8 protein-coding genes are annotated in these 15,288 nt (G+C 34.5%); 2 read left to right on the plus strand and 6 right to left on the minus strand.

Annotated elements, in window-relative coordinates; genetic code table 11:
* Nucleotides 1-24: 24 nt before the first annotated feature.
* Nucleotides 25-7,137 carry a lamin tail domain-containing protein gene (locus tag QY331_00400; GenBank protein ID WKZ69707.1) on the minus strand — a complete coding sequence of 2,371 codons (7,113 nt, stop codon included), beginning with the start codon at nucleotides 7,135-7,137 and terminating at the stop codon, nucleotides 25-27.
* Between the two features lie 108 nt (nucleotides 7,138-7,245).
* Here QY331_00400 and QY331_00405 point away from each other — a divergent pair, with 108 nt between their 5' ends.
* On the plus strand, nucleotides 7,246-8,556 hold the full coding sequence (locus QY331_00405) for a hypothetical protein (protein ID WKZ69708.1): 1,311 nt from the start codon (nucleotides 7,246-7,248) through the stop codon (nucleotides 8,554-8,556).
* Here the strand turns inward: QY331_00405 and QY331_00410 are convergent.
* On the minus strand, nucleotides 8,553-9,248 hold the full coding sequence (locus QY331_00410) for a response regulator transcription factor (protein ID WKZ69709.1): 696 nt from the start codon (nucleotides 9,246-9,248) through the stop codon (nucleotides 8,553-8,555). The genes QY331_00405 and QY331_00410 overlap by 4 nt on opposite strands.
* Complete coding sequence (locus tag QY331_00415; protein WKZ69710.1) at nucleotides 9,241-10,776, minus strand: HAMP domain-containing sensor histidine kinase; 1,536 nt, start codon at nucleotides 10,774-10,776, stop codon at nucleotides 9,241-9,243. Before QY331_00415 ends, QY331_00410 begins: the two co-directional genes overlap by 8 nt.
* Nucleotides 10,777-10,906: 130 nt before the next feature.
* Here QY331_00415 and QY331_00420 point away from each other — a divergent pair, with 130 nt between their 5' ends.
* A complete protein-coding gene (locus QY331_00420; protein WKZ69711.1) occupies nucleotides 10,907-11,497 on the plus strand; it encodes a hypothetical protein in 591 nt (196 codons plus the stop codon).
* Nucleotides 11,498-11,674: 177 nt separating this feature from the next.
* Here the strand turns inward: QY331_00420 and QY331_00425 are convergent, their stop codons facing one another.
* The 3 genes from QY331_00425 to QY331_00435 all read right to left on the minus strand — a co-directional run bounded on the left by QY331_00425 (nucleotide 11,675) and on the right by QY331_00435 (nucleotide 15,145).
* Nucleotides 11,675-13,780, minus strand: coding sequence for a Na/Pi symporter (locus tag QY331_00425; protein WKZ69712.1), 2,106 nt, complete (start codon nucleotides 13,778-13,780; stop codon nucleotides 11,675-11,677).
* Between the two features lie 108 nt (nucleotides 13,781-13,888).
* A complete protein-coding gene (locus QY331_00430) occupies nucleotides 13,889-14,662 on the minus strand; it encodes an arylamine N-acetyltransferase (protein WKZ69713.1) in 774 nt (257 codons plus the stop codon).
* A gap of 15 nt (nucleotides 14,663-14,677) precedes the next feature.
* Nucleotides 14,678-15,145 (minus strand): CopD family protein, encoded by a 468-nt coding sequence (locus QY331_00435; protein WKZ69714.1) that lies wholly within the window; start codon nucleotides 15,143-15,145, stop codon nucleotides 14,678-14,680.
* Nucleotides 15,146-15,288: the final 143 nt, after the last annotated feature.

The following is a 15,288-nucleotide window of genomic DNA, read 5'->3' on the forward strand; positions in this document are numbered from 1 at the left end:
AAAAATAAAGACAAGAATGACTTTTTATAATTCTCTTGCAACAACAACAACTTCTTTAAATGTATCGGTTGTTCCGCTTGCACTATTCAAAGCTTCGATAAACAAAATATATATTCCTATTTTAAGCGGTTGACCGTCATCACTGTAACCATCAAATATAATTGAACCTTGACTTCCCCAAATATTGTCTTCGTTTATTGTCCGGACTTTTCTTCCTTTTGAATCAAACACTTTTATTTGAATTGAAGTTACCTCGCGCGGAAGATTGTAATTTATAATTACGAAATCTTCATATCCATCTCCGTCGGGAGAAAATGGATTTGGTGTGACGGAAATAGTTTTATTAGATGATTTGTTGTCAATAAAAATTGAATTTGATTTACCCGGAGTTGCGCCCTCACTTGCAACCGATGTTGACCAATTGTTGTTATCGTTTCCATCCAAGAAAGGATTGATTCTTTCCAAACTTTTATTTCGTGTTGAAATTGTTTTTTGATTATGCCAAGAATTTTCGTAATGAACAGAATCAACAGTATTTCCGAATGCATCGGTAATGATAACTAAATCATCCGAGTTGTTGAGACTTAAATTTCTGTTCGCAATTATTAGCTGATTAAAAGCACTTAGCTCGGGATAATTAATTAGTATTGAAGAATCTCCCGCAACAATAAAATATGATTTAGGAGAAACCACGAAGCTCGTTCTACTTAGATTAGTCCTATTGTTTGATTCATCTGCAACAATCCAATTTGCAATTTCTATGAATTCATCAGAGGTATTAAAAAATTCTATGAACTCGGAATTATCGGTTTCCGGGTTAAACATAATTTCATTAATTACAATTTTCTTTTCATCAATTGGAGTCACATTTACAGTTGAGTTTGAAATCCCGGGTGTAGAACCACCAAGCATAATTGAAGGAAGCCAGTTTGATCTATCGTTTGTTGGTAATGCCAGAGAAATTCTTTCTAAAGAAATTCCGGCTCCTGCACCCCAAGAAGAAAAATATTTCAGACTATCTATGAGGGCACCTCTAAAATCAAAAATTGTTACAATGTCTTCCGTAGTGTTCATCGTTCCGAAATCGACTTGAAAAATATGTACACCGGGCATTGGTTGAAATTTACCGCCTGAGGTATCATCTGCAACAATTATATATTCACCCGGCAGAATAGTAATATCTTGATCGGTTATTGTTCTTGGTGAATTGTAAGTACTTCCTTCGGCAATTTTCCAATCTTTGATATTAATACTCGTGTTGGTCGCGTTTATAAGCTCAACCCACTCTGTGCCATCGCTAGTCGGGGCATACAATACTTCATTAATGAGGACCGATGAAGGAGAATAACCCGAATAAAAAGTTTTTGTTAAACTATTATTTGCTTGGTCTTCATCTAAAGCATAAACAATCGTTGCTTTTGCAGTAAAGCTTTCCTGCATTTGGAAGTACGAAGAAACAGTAATCAAATCTGTTTGTCCAGCAGCTAGTGTTTGACCTTGAAACTCTTCATAAACTCCAAAGTCCGCTTCGAAAATTACAGTGTACTGATTTGCTTCGAACAAACCGTTATTTGTGATATACATGGATATGGAAATCTCATCACCGAGTTCCGGAAAACTTGGTTGAATGAAAATATCATCTACGAGCAAATCATAATTTTTGGGGATTCTGCTGTTGATAAATCCGGGAGTTCCTCGTTGCGGTGAAATTGAATAATTCCAGTTCGCGGGATCAATGGAACTGCCGTCATAATCTAATCTTTCGATAGAGTGTCCCGCTCGTTTTGAAAATTGATTATTATAAAAAACCGAATCGATTGTTTCATCGAAACGATTATAAATAACAACTCCATCATCAGTATTATTAAGTGTCGCAAAGTTTAATAAAATTACATCTTCTGACAAATTGGGATGATAACCAAAAATCCCCGAGTCTTTCGATAGCACGACAAACTTACCCGGTTCGATGTAAAAATTTTCTCTAATGATTGTTGTAGAAACCGGATTAGTTATCACATCAGATACTTGCCAATCTCTTAAGTTAATAGTGTTAGTCGAGTTGTTATAAAGTTCGATCCATTCGGGTTCGTCATCTTGCGGATTAAACATTATTTCATTTATAATAATAGAAAGCGGTGCCGCTGCAGATGAAACAAATAACAAAGATGAATTATTAGAAAAATCCTGATCAACTTCATAATTAGCTTCAGCGATAAAAAACTTTTCTCCTTCAAAAGATTCAATTCTATAATTGAAATTATATGTCTGCCAATTTCCGGCAATTAAATTTTCTACTTGCAGAGTTTCCAACAAATTAAGTTTATCACCTTCTGTATTTGATTCATAGAGGCTGACAACAAAGGAAGCAATGTTTAGTCCAAGGTTAGCTAGATCAATTGAAAATGTAACCGGTTCGCCAATTATTGGCTGCTGGGGATTGCTGTAAAAATCAATTACAGCCACATCATAATCTTTAGGTGCCGAAGAATTTAATCTGCCCGGAGTCCCGTTGCTGGGATCAGTTGATGTTACCCAATTTGATTGATCGGAAGAATTACCAAAAGGATTAATTCGTTCTAGAGATTTTCCTCCGGTTCCTCCCCAAGTGGATGAGTATTCAAGAGAATCTATAATTCTTGTATAATTATCGAGCAGCATAATTCTATCATCTGAATTATTTAGCGTAGGGAAGGAACGAACAATTACTTGCGATGGAATATCATATAGCTGAGTTATTATGCTGTCGCGCGAAATGACTAGATATGAATCCGGCTGCAATAAAATGTTTTGTGTACTAATCGTTACAGTATCATTTAAATCGGCAATTTTAAAATCCCGCAATTGAAAAGCTGTTGCAGAGGAATTATAGATTTCAATCCACTCCGGATAAGGAGCGGTTGGAGCATACATAAATTCATTAATAACAATTTGATCGCGTTCAACGTTAGGTTTAACAATCTCCTTTTGCAGAAATAGAGAATCATTTGTTGGGTAAGTATCTTCTTGATGATTTATTACCGCAAGCATGCTAATGTTACCGATTGAACTAAAAGTATAATTAAATTCTCTGGATATTTCTTGATTCGATTCAAAATCAATTTCGGTAAACTGTGCAATAATTTCATCTTCGGTAAAAAGTTCATCATTGTTAGAATCGAGATATACATTTAAGTTCGCATCTTGTAGGCTGCTTGTTCCTAAGTTCACTATATTTACTTCGAATGAAGAAATTTCATCTACAAAAAGAAATGAACTAGTTGAATTGAAATATGTAATTGCTAAATCAAATTCTCTCGGTATAACTGAATTAACTTTACCGGGAGTTCCGCCTTTCGGATCAATCGATTCAGACCAATTGCTTTGTAAAGTACTTGGCAAATTAACATCTATTCTTTCCAATGATTTACCGCTTGATCCGCCCCAAGAGCTTGTATAGGATAGTGAATCGATTACAAACATATTTTCGTTCATTAACAGAACGTCATCGCCGGGATTATTTAAAACAGGTAAATTCATTTCAATAATTTTTGATGGGATAGAATAAAAATTTACAATTGAGGAATCCTTAGTCAATACAATATATTCACCCGGTTCAATTATTGTAGGTAATGTTGTTATAACCGAAGAACTTGTCGCATCACCTAATTGCCAGTTAGTTAACAAATAAGAAGTTTCTGATCTATTATAAATCTCAACCCATTCAGGTTGTCCGCTTGAAGGAGCATACATAATTTCATTAATAACTATATCATTATAGTCCGGAGGTGGAGGGAATACAGTGAACTCATAAATTAATTCGTTGTTAGAGTTATCCTCATCTGCACCGAAAACAACCAACCCAATTAACTGAACATTCCCTACATTAAAAGCACCAAGATTGAATTGCTCAACAAGTGAATCACCCGAAGCCAGATTTCCTCTAGTAAATGATTGAATCAATTCTTCGGGCTGAGGAGTTGAGTCATAATTAATATCATTGTACAATCTCACAATAAATGAGTTTGCTGAATTCTGTCCACGATTTTCAACTAACACATTTGCCGTCAGTTCGTTGCTTTCAATAACCGGTTGCGGAGAAATCGTTATCGAACTAAGAGAAAGATCAAATTCTTTTGGTGCAAGAGAATTAACATTACCGGGTGTTGCCCTATTTGAACTGACTGATGTTCCCCAGTTTTCTTGATCATGGCTTGGAGAATCGTATTTAATTCTTTCAAGTGACCGTCCTCCTGTTCCACCCCAAGAACTTTTGAAGGTGAGTGAATCAATAATAGAAGATGTTCCATCAAGTAAAACTGCTCTATCTCCCGGATCATTTAATGCCGGCAAGTTGAACACAATAATTTTAGCATCAATATCAAAATAATCAGAAATGGTTTCATCCTTTGCTAAGACAACAAATTCACCCGGTTCTATAATTATTGGATCGACTGTTATAATTACCGGATCAACTAAGCTTGCATCGGAAAATTTCCAATTTGCTAAACTATAGGAGTTGCTTGATCTATTATAAATTTCAATCCATTCCGGTTCCTCAGAACCGCTAGGGCGTGTGTACATAATTTCATTTATAACAACGGAATTAAAGGGCGGAGGGGGTTGATTAACGTCGAATTCTGCGATTAATTCATTGTTTGTATTGTCTTCATCCGCAGCAAATTCGACAAGTGCAATTAATTGTAAATTTCCGGCAGAAAAAGAACCGATACTAAAGTTTTGTGTAAGTGAATCACCGTCAGCAAGGTTTGTATGGTTAAATGAATTTATTAGTTCACCCGGTTGTGGTGTCGAATCAAAATTTTCATCATTATATAATCTTATCACAAATGTATTTGCTGAATTATTTCCAAGATTTTTTACCTTAACTTGAGAAGTGAGATTTGTGTTTTCAATTAAAGGAAAAGGAGTTACGGTTAAGGAAGTCACAGCCAAATCAAAATCTTTTGGTGCAAGAGAGTTAACATCACCGGGCGTTGCATTGTTTGGACTAACAGACGTTCCCCAATTTGATTGATCATGACTCGGTGAATCATAATCAATTCTTTCTAGTGATCTACCGCTAGTTCCGCCCCAGGAACTAGTATAAGTTAGTGAATCAATTATTAAAGAAGTGCCATCCATTAGTATTGCTTTATCACCAGTATTATTTAGTGCGGGCAGATTGAAAACAATAATGGTAGAATTAATATCAAAAAAATCAGAAACTGTTTCACTTCGTGCTAATACAATAAATTCTCCCGGTGCAATTGTAATTGGATCCACCGTGATATTAACTGTAGTGCCGGCATCTGCAAATTTCCAATTTGCCATATTATAGGTGCTTGGAGATCTATTATATATTTCAATCCATTCCGGTTGACCTGAAGCCGGAGCGTACATAATTTCATTAATAACTACAGAGTTGAAAGGAGGCGGAGGATAATTTACAGTAAACTCCTCAATGAGTTCATTGTTATCGTTGTTTTCATCGGAAGCATAAACAACCAGAGCGATTAGCTGCAACGCTCCGGCAGAAAATGATCCTATATTTAAATTTTGTATTACCGAATCTCCGCTTGCAAGATTACTTAAATTAGCTGAAGCAATTAATTCCCCAGCTTGAGGAGTTAAATCGAAATTTTCATCGTTATAAATTCTTACCGTGTATGTATCGGCAGTATTTTTACCAATATTTTTTACAGTAATATTTGATGTTAGAGTAGTGTTTTCAATCAAGGGAAAAGGAGTTACATTTAATGAAGTAACGGAAAGATCAAAATTCTTGGGTGCAAGAGAGTTGACATCACCGGGTGTCGCATTGTTCGGACTGACAGAAGTTCCCCAATTTGTTTGATCATGACTCGGTGAATCATAATCAATTCTTTCTAGTGATCTACCGCTAGTTCCGCCCCATGAACTTGTGTAGGTTAACGAATCCACAATAAAAGAATTGTTATCCTTCAAAACAGCCCGATCACCAGTATTGTTCAGCGCAGGCAATGAAGTCACTATAATTGTTGAACTTATATCAAAAAAATCTTCTATTGAGGAATTTGCAGAGATAACAATAAATTCATCCGGAGCAATTGTGATCGGATCATTTGTAATTGTTACCTCAGAAACGGCATCGGCAAATTTCCATCCAGCAAGGTTGTAAGTATTCGTAGAACGATTATAGATCTCAATCCATTCCGGTTGACCTGTTGAAGGTGCATACATAATCTCATTTATAATTACAGAATTAAACGGCGGTGGAGGTGGAAGCACATCGAAATTATAAAGCAGTGTATCGTTGAATGCAGCTTCGTCATTAACTAAATCTGCAATACCAATGAGTTGATAATTTCCTTCAGCAAGAGAACCAATGTCAAACTGTTGAATAATTGAATCACCGGAAGCAAGATTGGTTATTGTGAAATCATCAATTAATTCACCGGCTTCGCCAATAGAATTCAAGTTAGCGTCATTATATAGTTTTAAATCAAATGAGGAAGCAGTAAGTGTTCCGTTATTCAATACTTTTACATCTGCGGTTAACAAATCACCTTCAACTGCAGGCGAAGGACTTGTTGTAATGTTTGTAACTGCGACATCTAATTCTGTTGGTGCAACAGAATTCTTAGAGCCGGGTGTTCCGTTTAATACTAATGAATTTGCCCAGTTAGATGAAGTGTTATCGTTATTTAAAATTATTTTTTCATCTGAAATTCCGGCACTGTTATTTGCAGAATATGTATATGTTGAAACTGTATCACCGACTCCGTTGATCAGATAAACTTCTCTATCGGAAGTATTGGCCATCCCGCTGCTTCCGAAAGCATTATCGTCAATTTTTACAATTATTGCCGAACCGGGAATTGAATAGGGAGTATCGTTAGAATCATAGTCACCCTCAACAATAACACCATAACTATTAGGAGCCAATAATGTTGAGCCGCTAAAGACTAATATGAAATCAGAAACACCGGCCACACCAATTTGATAATCAAGCAAGTCTTTTGTTTGAGCTGTCGGATTATATATTTCCACAAACTCATTTCTAGTTCCATTAACACTTGGCGAGAACATAATTTCCGTTAGTATTAAATCAGTCTGTGCAAATAATGAAGTTGTAGATAGAAATAAAATGAGGAATGCTAAGTAGTTTTTTGAAATCACTTTTTGCTCTCAATTTTTTCGAAACTTCTTCAATATAATCAAAATGGAAAAAACAGACACGAACATTAAAAAATTTTGTCGATTATTTAATCTATTTTTGTAAGTAAAATGACCGAAGAAAAACTTACATACAGACAAATACTAATCTTTTGGATACCGTTAGCTGCCACATGGTTAATGATGTCAATCGAAAACCCTATACTTACGGCAATTATTGCGAGAATGGCAGAACCTAAATATAATCTTGCAGCTTACGGTGTTGCTTTCTCTTTTGCTTTGTTAATCGAGTCCCCTGTTATTATGATGATGAGCGCTTCAACGGCACTTGTTAAAGATTATCAATCATATCTAAAACTAAAGAAGTTTACTTACATATTAAATTTCTCTCTAACCGCAATCATGCTGCTGATACTCGTCCCGGTTATCTTTGATTTTATTGCGTACGATTTGATCGCTTTACCGAAAGAAGTTGCCGACTTGACATATATCGCGATGGCTATTCTTGTACCTTGGCCGGGATCAATTGGCTATAGAAGATTCTATCAAGGGATTCTAATCAATTCCAACCAAACAAGAAAAGTAGCGTATGGAACAGTTGTTCGATTAATCTCGATGACCGGAACCGCATTAGTACTTTATTTCTTTTTCGATTTGCATGGCGTAATTGTCGGTGCAAGTGCACTATCAGCCGGAGTAATGATGGAGGCTGTTGCAAGCAAGTTTATGACGAAAAGTATTTTGAATGAATATTTGATTCATGAAAAAGATATAGTCAATGAACTTAGTTTTAAAGAAATATTTGAGTTTTATTATCCTCTTGCATTGACTTCAGTTATTGCGCTCGGCGTTCATCCGATGGTAACATTTTTTCTCGGACAGAGTAGAATGGCATTGGAATCGTTAGCGGTTCTTCCCGTATTAAATGGATTTGTATTTATCTTTAGAGGAATCGGACTTTCTTTTCAAGAAGTTGGTATTGCGTTGCTTGATACAAAAAAGAAATTACACAACTATAAAAAGTTGAGAAATTTTGCGGCATTAGGAGGGACAATCGTTGTTCTCACTTTAGCAATTGTTGCATTCACTCCACTTTCTACTTTTTGGTTTGAAGGTGTTGCCGGTTTAACAATTGATCTTTCAGAATTTTCTATTCCGCCGTTAATGATAATGGCATTAATGCCGGGACTAACATTTTTAATTTCATTTCAAAGATCGGTTTTGGTGAGTTCTAAAAAAACGAAACCAATTACTATTGCAACAATCACAGAAGTATCAAGCATCTTATTAATATTACTTGTTACAATTAAATGGTTAGATTGGGTTGGAGTTATTGCCGCCACTTCTGCTTTTGTGTTGGGAAGACTTGCCGCAAATATTTACTTGATGAAACCGTTTTTAAAAGAAGTTAAACAATATTAATCCGGACAGATAAGTTTAAACCCGCTGCCATGTAAATTTACTATCTCGATTTTACTATCATCCTTTAAGTATCGTCTTAACTTACTGATGTAAACATCCATACTTCTGGATGTAAAATAATTATCATCTTTCCAGATATGTTTTAAAGCAGCCGTTCGATCCAACAATTGATTTCTGTTTATGCAAAGCAGCTTAAGTAATTCAGCTTCTTTGGAAGTCAATTTGATTTCAGAGTTTTTAGAAGCAAGAACTCTTTTGTTATAATCAAATCGAAAGTTGCCAATTATATATTCAGTTCTGTTATCTTCGAAAAGTAAATTAGAATTTTCAACACGCTTTAAAACATTCTTCATCCGCAATAATAACTCTTCTGTGCTGAAGGGTTTAGTTAAATAATCATCTGCACCGATTTTTAATCCTTCAACTCTATCTTCGGTCATTGATTTGGCTGTTAAAAATATTATTGGTGTTGACTTATCATTCAAGCGAATTTTTTTCGCAAGTGAAAATCCGTCTAATTTAGGCATCATAATATCAAGAATTAGCAAGTCATACTTTGTTTGTGAATATTTTTGAAATCCTTCTTCACCGTTTTTTGCCAAGGTTACCTTATAACCCTTCATTGATAAATAATCGGTTAAAACTATTCCAAGATTTTCATCATCTTCAACAAGTAAAATGTTTTTATTCATTATCGACTACCGGTAAAGTGATTGTAAATGTACTTCCGAAATTTACTTTGCTAATCAGTTCAATTTTACCATTATGCGCGGTCACCATTTTTTTAACGTAACTAAGACCAATTCCGTTTCCTTTTACATTATGAATATTTCCGGTAGGTACTCTGTAAAAAGTTTCGAATATTTTTGCTTGATGTTCCTTGGAAATTCCAATACCGTTATCCTTGAACGAAATTAATATTGACGAATTTTTATTTACCGTGCTGATTTCAAGTTTAGGCTTTGCTTCATTATACTTAACGGCATTCTCTAAAATATTTTTAAAAACATTTGAAAGATGAAACTTATCAACTAATGAAAAGCTATTTGCGGCATTAAGGAATAAAGTTACTTCAGCAGAATGCATTTTAAAAAATGTTGAGTTATCCTCGACAACTTTTTCAATTATCGAATGAATGCTTAACTTCTCTAATTTTAGTTTATAGTCGTTTGATTCAAAAGCCGCTGCACTTAGTAAACTTTCTACCATTGCGGTTAAGCGCTTATTTTCGGTTGAAATCAACGAAGTATATTTCTTAAGTTGAGCTGAGTCGTTGTTAAAATCCGGATCGATTAGAGTTTCTGTGGCAATTGAAATAGTTGAAAGCGGTGTTTTAAACTCGTGTGTGATATTGTTAATCAGATCATTTTTAATTTCTGTAATTTTCTTCTGACGAAGAAGCATCTGAATTGTTATAAAGAATATTATTCCGATGGTCAGAATAAACAATCCCGATAATAGTAGCATCCATGTGATATTACCAAGGATGTATGTCGAAGTATCAGCAAAGTATACTTTGAGTTGATTGCGGTTTCCGGTTAAATCCAGCGGAAATAACGTAACACTGTACTCCGAATTAACAACCTTGTTACTATCACTGACTTCGGAAACGAAAATAAATTTGCTTTCTTTATTGACTACTCCATATTCATGTGATAATTCTATTCCGCGGTTGACTAATTCTTGGCTTAAAAGTGAATCTAAAGAAAGTGAACTCAAGCGTGTTTCAAGATCTATTTTTTTTGTGAGAAGATCAGTTACTACTTCAGTAACCAAGTTAAATTTTGATATAAGAACTGTGTCTTGATTTTCGTCGATAAAAATTTCCTCTCCCGTTAATCCTCTTACTTTTTCTTCTAAAATTACAACTTTGTTTGTTGATGAAGCATCATTTGATTTAACAACAAATCTAAAACCGTCCTGGTTCTCCATTATCTGTTCAACATCGACCAATGAATCATTTGTCACTTTTTTTATTGTTATACCATTTGCATGACGTATGGTATCTATTTTCTGAGCCATTTTATTTTGGACTGCACTTAACGCTTCTTTCCTATCAATTTTAGTTACTACAGAATTAAGAGCTTCACTAACAAGACGGTCGAATCTTTCTTGTTCTACTTTCACCAAACTTTTAATCAAGTAGTATTGAAAACCTAATAATCCGAGTAATGCAACAGTCATTAATCCAATTATAATTTTTATGCGTCGCTCTTTCATACCGTAAATTTACCGCCTCTTTTGTAAAGATACTCACCTTTTAACATTTTTTAACACTTGTTAACAACTATTAAATATTTCTTTTGGGATCTGCTTTATATGTTTGTCCTAAACACAAAAGGAGGTTCTAATGAAAAACAAACTATTCATATTTATCGTTCTAGCTTTAACAGCATTTACATTTACAATGTTACATGCACAATCAAAAAAAGAAATAAAAGAAAAACTTGCAAAATTGAAAGGTGAAATTGAGAAAATAGTAATATCGACCGATGAGGGAGCAGTTACATTCGAAGGAGAAGAAGCAAAAGAAATCGGTGAGCGACTGACCAATTTTTATGGTGAAAAGGATTGGATCTTCGAGATAAAATCAGATGATGATAAAGAGGAAATCTTTATTCTTAGGAAAGGGGATTCAAAAGGTAATATCAATTGGGTAACTTCCGGCGGTGATAGCAGCGGTAATTTGATATTTCTTGAGAAAATGAAAGGTGCATCAAAAAAATTTCAAATTGAAGTAGAGGAAGGAAGCAAAAAAGTTACCGTAACAAAAATTGATGAAAACGGAGAAGAAATTACTGAAACATTTGAAGGCGATGAAGCTGACGAATATCTAAAGGAACTTGAGGAAGAAGGTGATATTAGAATTCTTCAAATTGATAAGTTAGGCGGAAAAAAAGAAAAAGTGAAAATTATGATTGAGAAGTTAAAGGATAATTAACAAACAAAGAGGCTGTTTCAAAACCCTTAGTTTTCTCGATACATTCCGACATACTACGTCGGAACACTCGAAAACCGCAGAAATTCAACGGTCATTAAGTAGTCCGGAATTTTTCGGACGTACCTGTACTGAACTTGTCGAAGTATCGAAATGACCTTGTAAGACAGCCTCTGTATTTTACTTGTTATTTTGTTCAACTTCGTTTTCATCTTCGGCCTCTAGAGCGCCCATCATAATTCTTCCAATAAGTGCTGCATGTCTATTAATTCGAAGAAGTATATCAATAAGCTCAAGATGCATTTCATTTGTTTGAATAGCTTCGGGAATGTCTTGTCGAAGTCTGTCAAAATGTGAACGTTTCAGATTAAGCTCACCGGCTTTATATTTCTGGTATTTCTGCTCAAGCTTTTTACCGCGTTCGAATTTTGTATCCTTGAAAACATCAATTGCGCGGGCAACTTGTTTAACTGTCTGTGAATGAAACTTTGTTAACTCAGCTTTACCATCATTTGAAAATGCTAAATTAAATCGAATACGTTTTTTTGCTAAGTTCCTTAGTCGAGTTGAAATGAGATCTGCAATGATTTCAAACTCAGCTGAACATTGTAAAATTTGAAATGATTCCTCCGCTGTATTTTCGTCTATGTCCTGCTGACTTATTTTTGTTAGGTACTTTGCCGTTTTGTGTTGTAAATAATCCACTTCTTTTTCTAATTCTTTTACTTCATCAAGAACTTGCTCGTTATCTTCGAAGAACGGGATAATAATAATTTCGGACATTCGTTTTACTTTTTCGGCAAACTCCAGTACCTCAGCCTTTGCTAAATTTAATGCAAGCGTTGGAGTTGAGATCAACGAATCTTCTAAAAATCTTGTTTTGTATGGTGCTATTTCTTCTTCCTCCTTATCGGGTAAAATTTTATAAAGCAGATTAGCTATTGGTTTTAAGAAAGGAAGAAATGCCAAAGTAAATAATACATTGAAGACTGTGTGTGCATTCGCAATTTGTCGAGGTATTATTACATCCATCATCTCAGCCGACGTTTCATTACCATTAATTGTAGGTGGGATTGATTTGATTAATTCGGTAAATGTTGGAATCCACCAAACAAAAAGTATAACGGCAAAAACTTTAAAGAATGTATGTGAGAGAGCTACACGTTTAGCATCACGATTTGAATTAATTGTTGCCAATAAAGCCGTAACAGTTGTCCCGATATTTGCACCGAAGATTAACGGAATTGAAGCTTCCAATGAAATTAATCCTTGCATACTAAAGACTAGAACAATACCGAGGAAAGCCGCACTGCTTTGTATCAAGGCAGTAAAAAGTGTCCCGATAAGAATTCCAAGAATAGGATTTTCAAGTTGAAGAACAATATCAATAAACGGCTGGAATGTTCTAAGCGGTTCCATAGAGTCCGACATGATATACATTCCAAAAAATAAAATACCGAAGCCGAAAATAGATTCACCGACATTTTTAATTTTTTTGGCAGAAAAGAAAAAATATAACATAAAACCTATACCGATAATCAATAAAGAATAATCGGTAAGTTTGAAGGCAATTAACTGTAATGTTATAGTTGTTCCGATTCCCGCACCTAGAACAATTCCCATTGTTTGTGTGAACGAAATTAGTTTTGCTTGAACAAAGCTTACAAGCATAACAGTAGTTGCACTTGAACTTTGGGTAATCATTGTAACAATTGTACCGATTCCGACTGCGACAAATCTATTAGTAGTAACCGTGTTGAGAATTGAACGCATTTTATTGCCCGCGGTTTTCTTAAGACCGTTACTTAACATATGCATGCCGTAAAGGAATAAACCAAGTCCGCCAATCACACCCATTATTAACATTGCTACCCAATTATCTTTTCGAGCTATGACGGATAAATAAATTGGGTCTATCTCGCCGCTATAATTTTTAATATGAGCAGAAAAGATGTAATTGCCTTGCGATGATCCCAAACGAATATTTGTTTCAGCTTTTCCGGTTGAATCACTGTAAACAATATTCTGTTCAATAAATGTGTGTTTCTCTTTTTCGGGATGTGAAACAATATTAAAAACAACCGGGATGTTAGGAATTGGATGTTTCGCGCTGTCTAATATAAATACGGTAAATGGTTCTTTTAACATTTCGCCGGCGGTTGCATAGTAAGATTTGGAAATGCGTATTGATTCTTTTAAGACAAGCTGAATTTTTAATGAATCTAAATTTGCATTTGCATTAATAGTTAAGAATAGCAAGAATATGTATAGAAACAATTTTTTCATTTCGAATAACCGGCAATCAAAACTTATGAAGATAGTAAAATGAAGATAATTGTCAATAATAATTTGTTAGATGATATACACAACAACTTCTCCGATTGAAGGCCAGTGCTATATATCTGCCTTAAATTCAATATCAAAATATATTTTCAATAGTTGATAAAAGCGTTTGTCGTTTACAATTTCTATTTCCCGAACCGTATCATTACTTGTAATCTTAAGAGATTTATCTGTGAGTGTGATGCGTCCGTTTAAAGTTGCAATACTGCATAGTTTTTTCTGTGTAAAAGTTGAATCGGGAGAAGATTGGTGATAATTGCATTTATCCGAAAACTCTGAAATATTTCTTGGTCTTAAAGAAAAGAGATATTCATTTTTCCAACCATCCGAAGATTTCTTCTGAACAGCCAAATAATCTTTATTGAAAGAGATTATTCTAAAAATTCCTCGCTCATCTTTTTGTTCAATTCCGGTTATAATTTTGAGAGGAGAAAAGGCAAACTCTCCGAAGCCGACATCCACAATCCAATTGTCATTATCTATTTTTACAATAATAGCAAGGTGATCGAATTCATCGCCATATTTTTCTTGTGTGTTAAAAACCCGTGCCGAGACTAAATGTGTTTTAAATCCAAGACTTTTTAGAAGCTCATTAAACAAGCCATTTAATTCATAACAAAATCCACCACGTTTATTTTCTACAATTTTATTGTAAAAGTACTCGAGATTAATCGAGATAGGAATCTTGTGATGAATATCTAAATTCTCAAATGGAATATTCAATAAATGAGACTTTTGCAATGCACTAAGCGTATCAAGATTATTGCAAATTTTGTTTCTAAAATTGATACGCTCAAGATACTTGTCTAGTTGAACTTTATCCATATTTGTCTTCAGATCTTACCACAACATTGAAGCCATGCCTAATATAATCAAAGCAAAAATTAGATTAGTAGCAGCCAATGTTTTTAGTCTTTTTTGAAATCTAAAGAATTCTTGTACCGGACTTTCGCCGGGTTTAGGTGCATACTTTTGAAGATTTGGAACAACGTATAGGGCAATAGTCAATCCGACAATTATCGCCAAAAGAATAAATACATGTTTTATCAATAAGATAACACCAAAATTTGAAGTTGTATCAAGCAATAAAGAAGATGGTGTTTTTAGAAAACCGGTTATGATCAGTACGATTATACTTGACCAGGCAACGATTGAAAATCTTTTTGCGATAATCCCTTGCAATTTGCCGCTTTCACGAGCATCGATTGATTTTAGAGAAGGCTGCAATACCAAATGCATATAAATTGCACCGCCAATCCAAACGATAGAACCAAGTAAGTGTAGGTAATTGATTAAAATACGATCCATTTTCGCCTCATTTTAATTACGTTGGTTTTGAAACGTAATTATGACGCTAAAGCGGATAATAAGTTTCTTTAAAAATCACATGTATGAAAAACACCTTGAAATTTGTTTACGTTTACTCGAAATATAATAGACGAGTATAGCAG

It is taken from the genome of Melioribacteraceae bacterium, assembly GCA_030584085.1.
Lineage (GTDB): Bacteria > Bacteroidota > Ignavibacteria > Ignavibacteriales > Melioribacteraceae > SURF-28.

Bases quoted from the DNA above. Each gene is read 5' to 3' on its own strand.
- QY331_00405 (WKZ69708.1), top strand. From the start codon at position 7,246: ATGACCGAAGAAAAACTTACATACAGACAAATACTAATCTTTTGGATA.
- QY331_00435 (WKZ69714.1), bottom strand. From the start codon at position 15,145: ATGGATCGTATTTTAATCAATTACCTACACTTACTTGGTTCTATCGTT.
- QY331_00425 (WKZ69712.1), bottom strand. From the start codon at position 13,780: ATGAAAAAATTGTTTCTATACATATTCTTGCTATTCTTAACTATTAAT.
- QY331_00430 (WKZ69713.1), bottom strand. From the start codon at position 14,662: ATGGATAAAGTTCAACTAGACAAGTATCTTGAGCGTATCAATTTTAGA.
- QY331_00415 (WKZ69710.1), bottom strand. From the start codon at position 10,776: ATGAAAGAGCGACGCATAAAAATTATAATTGGATTAATGACTGTTGCA.
- QY331_00410 (WKZ69709.1), bottom strand. From the start codon at position 9,248: ATGAATAAAAACATTTTACTTGTTGAAGATGATGAAAATCTTGGAATA.
- QY331_00420 (WKZ69711.1), top strand. From the start codon at position 10,907: ATGAAAAACAAACTATTCATATTTATCGTTCTAGCTTTAACAGCATTT.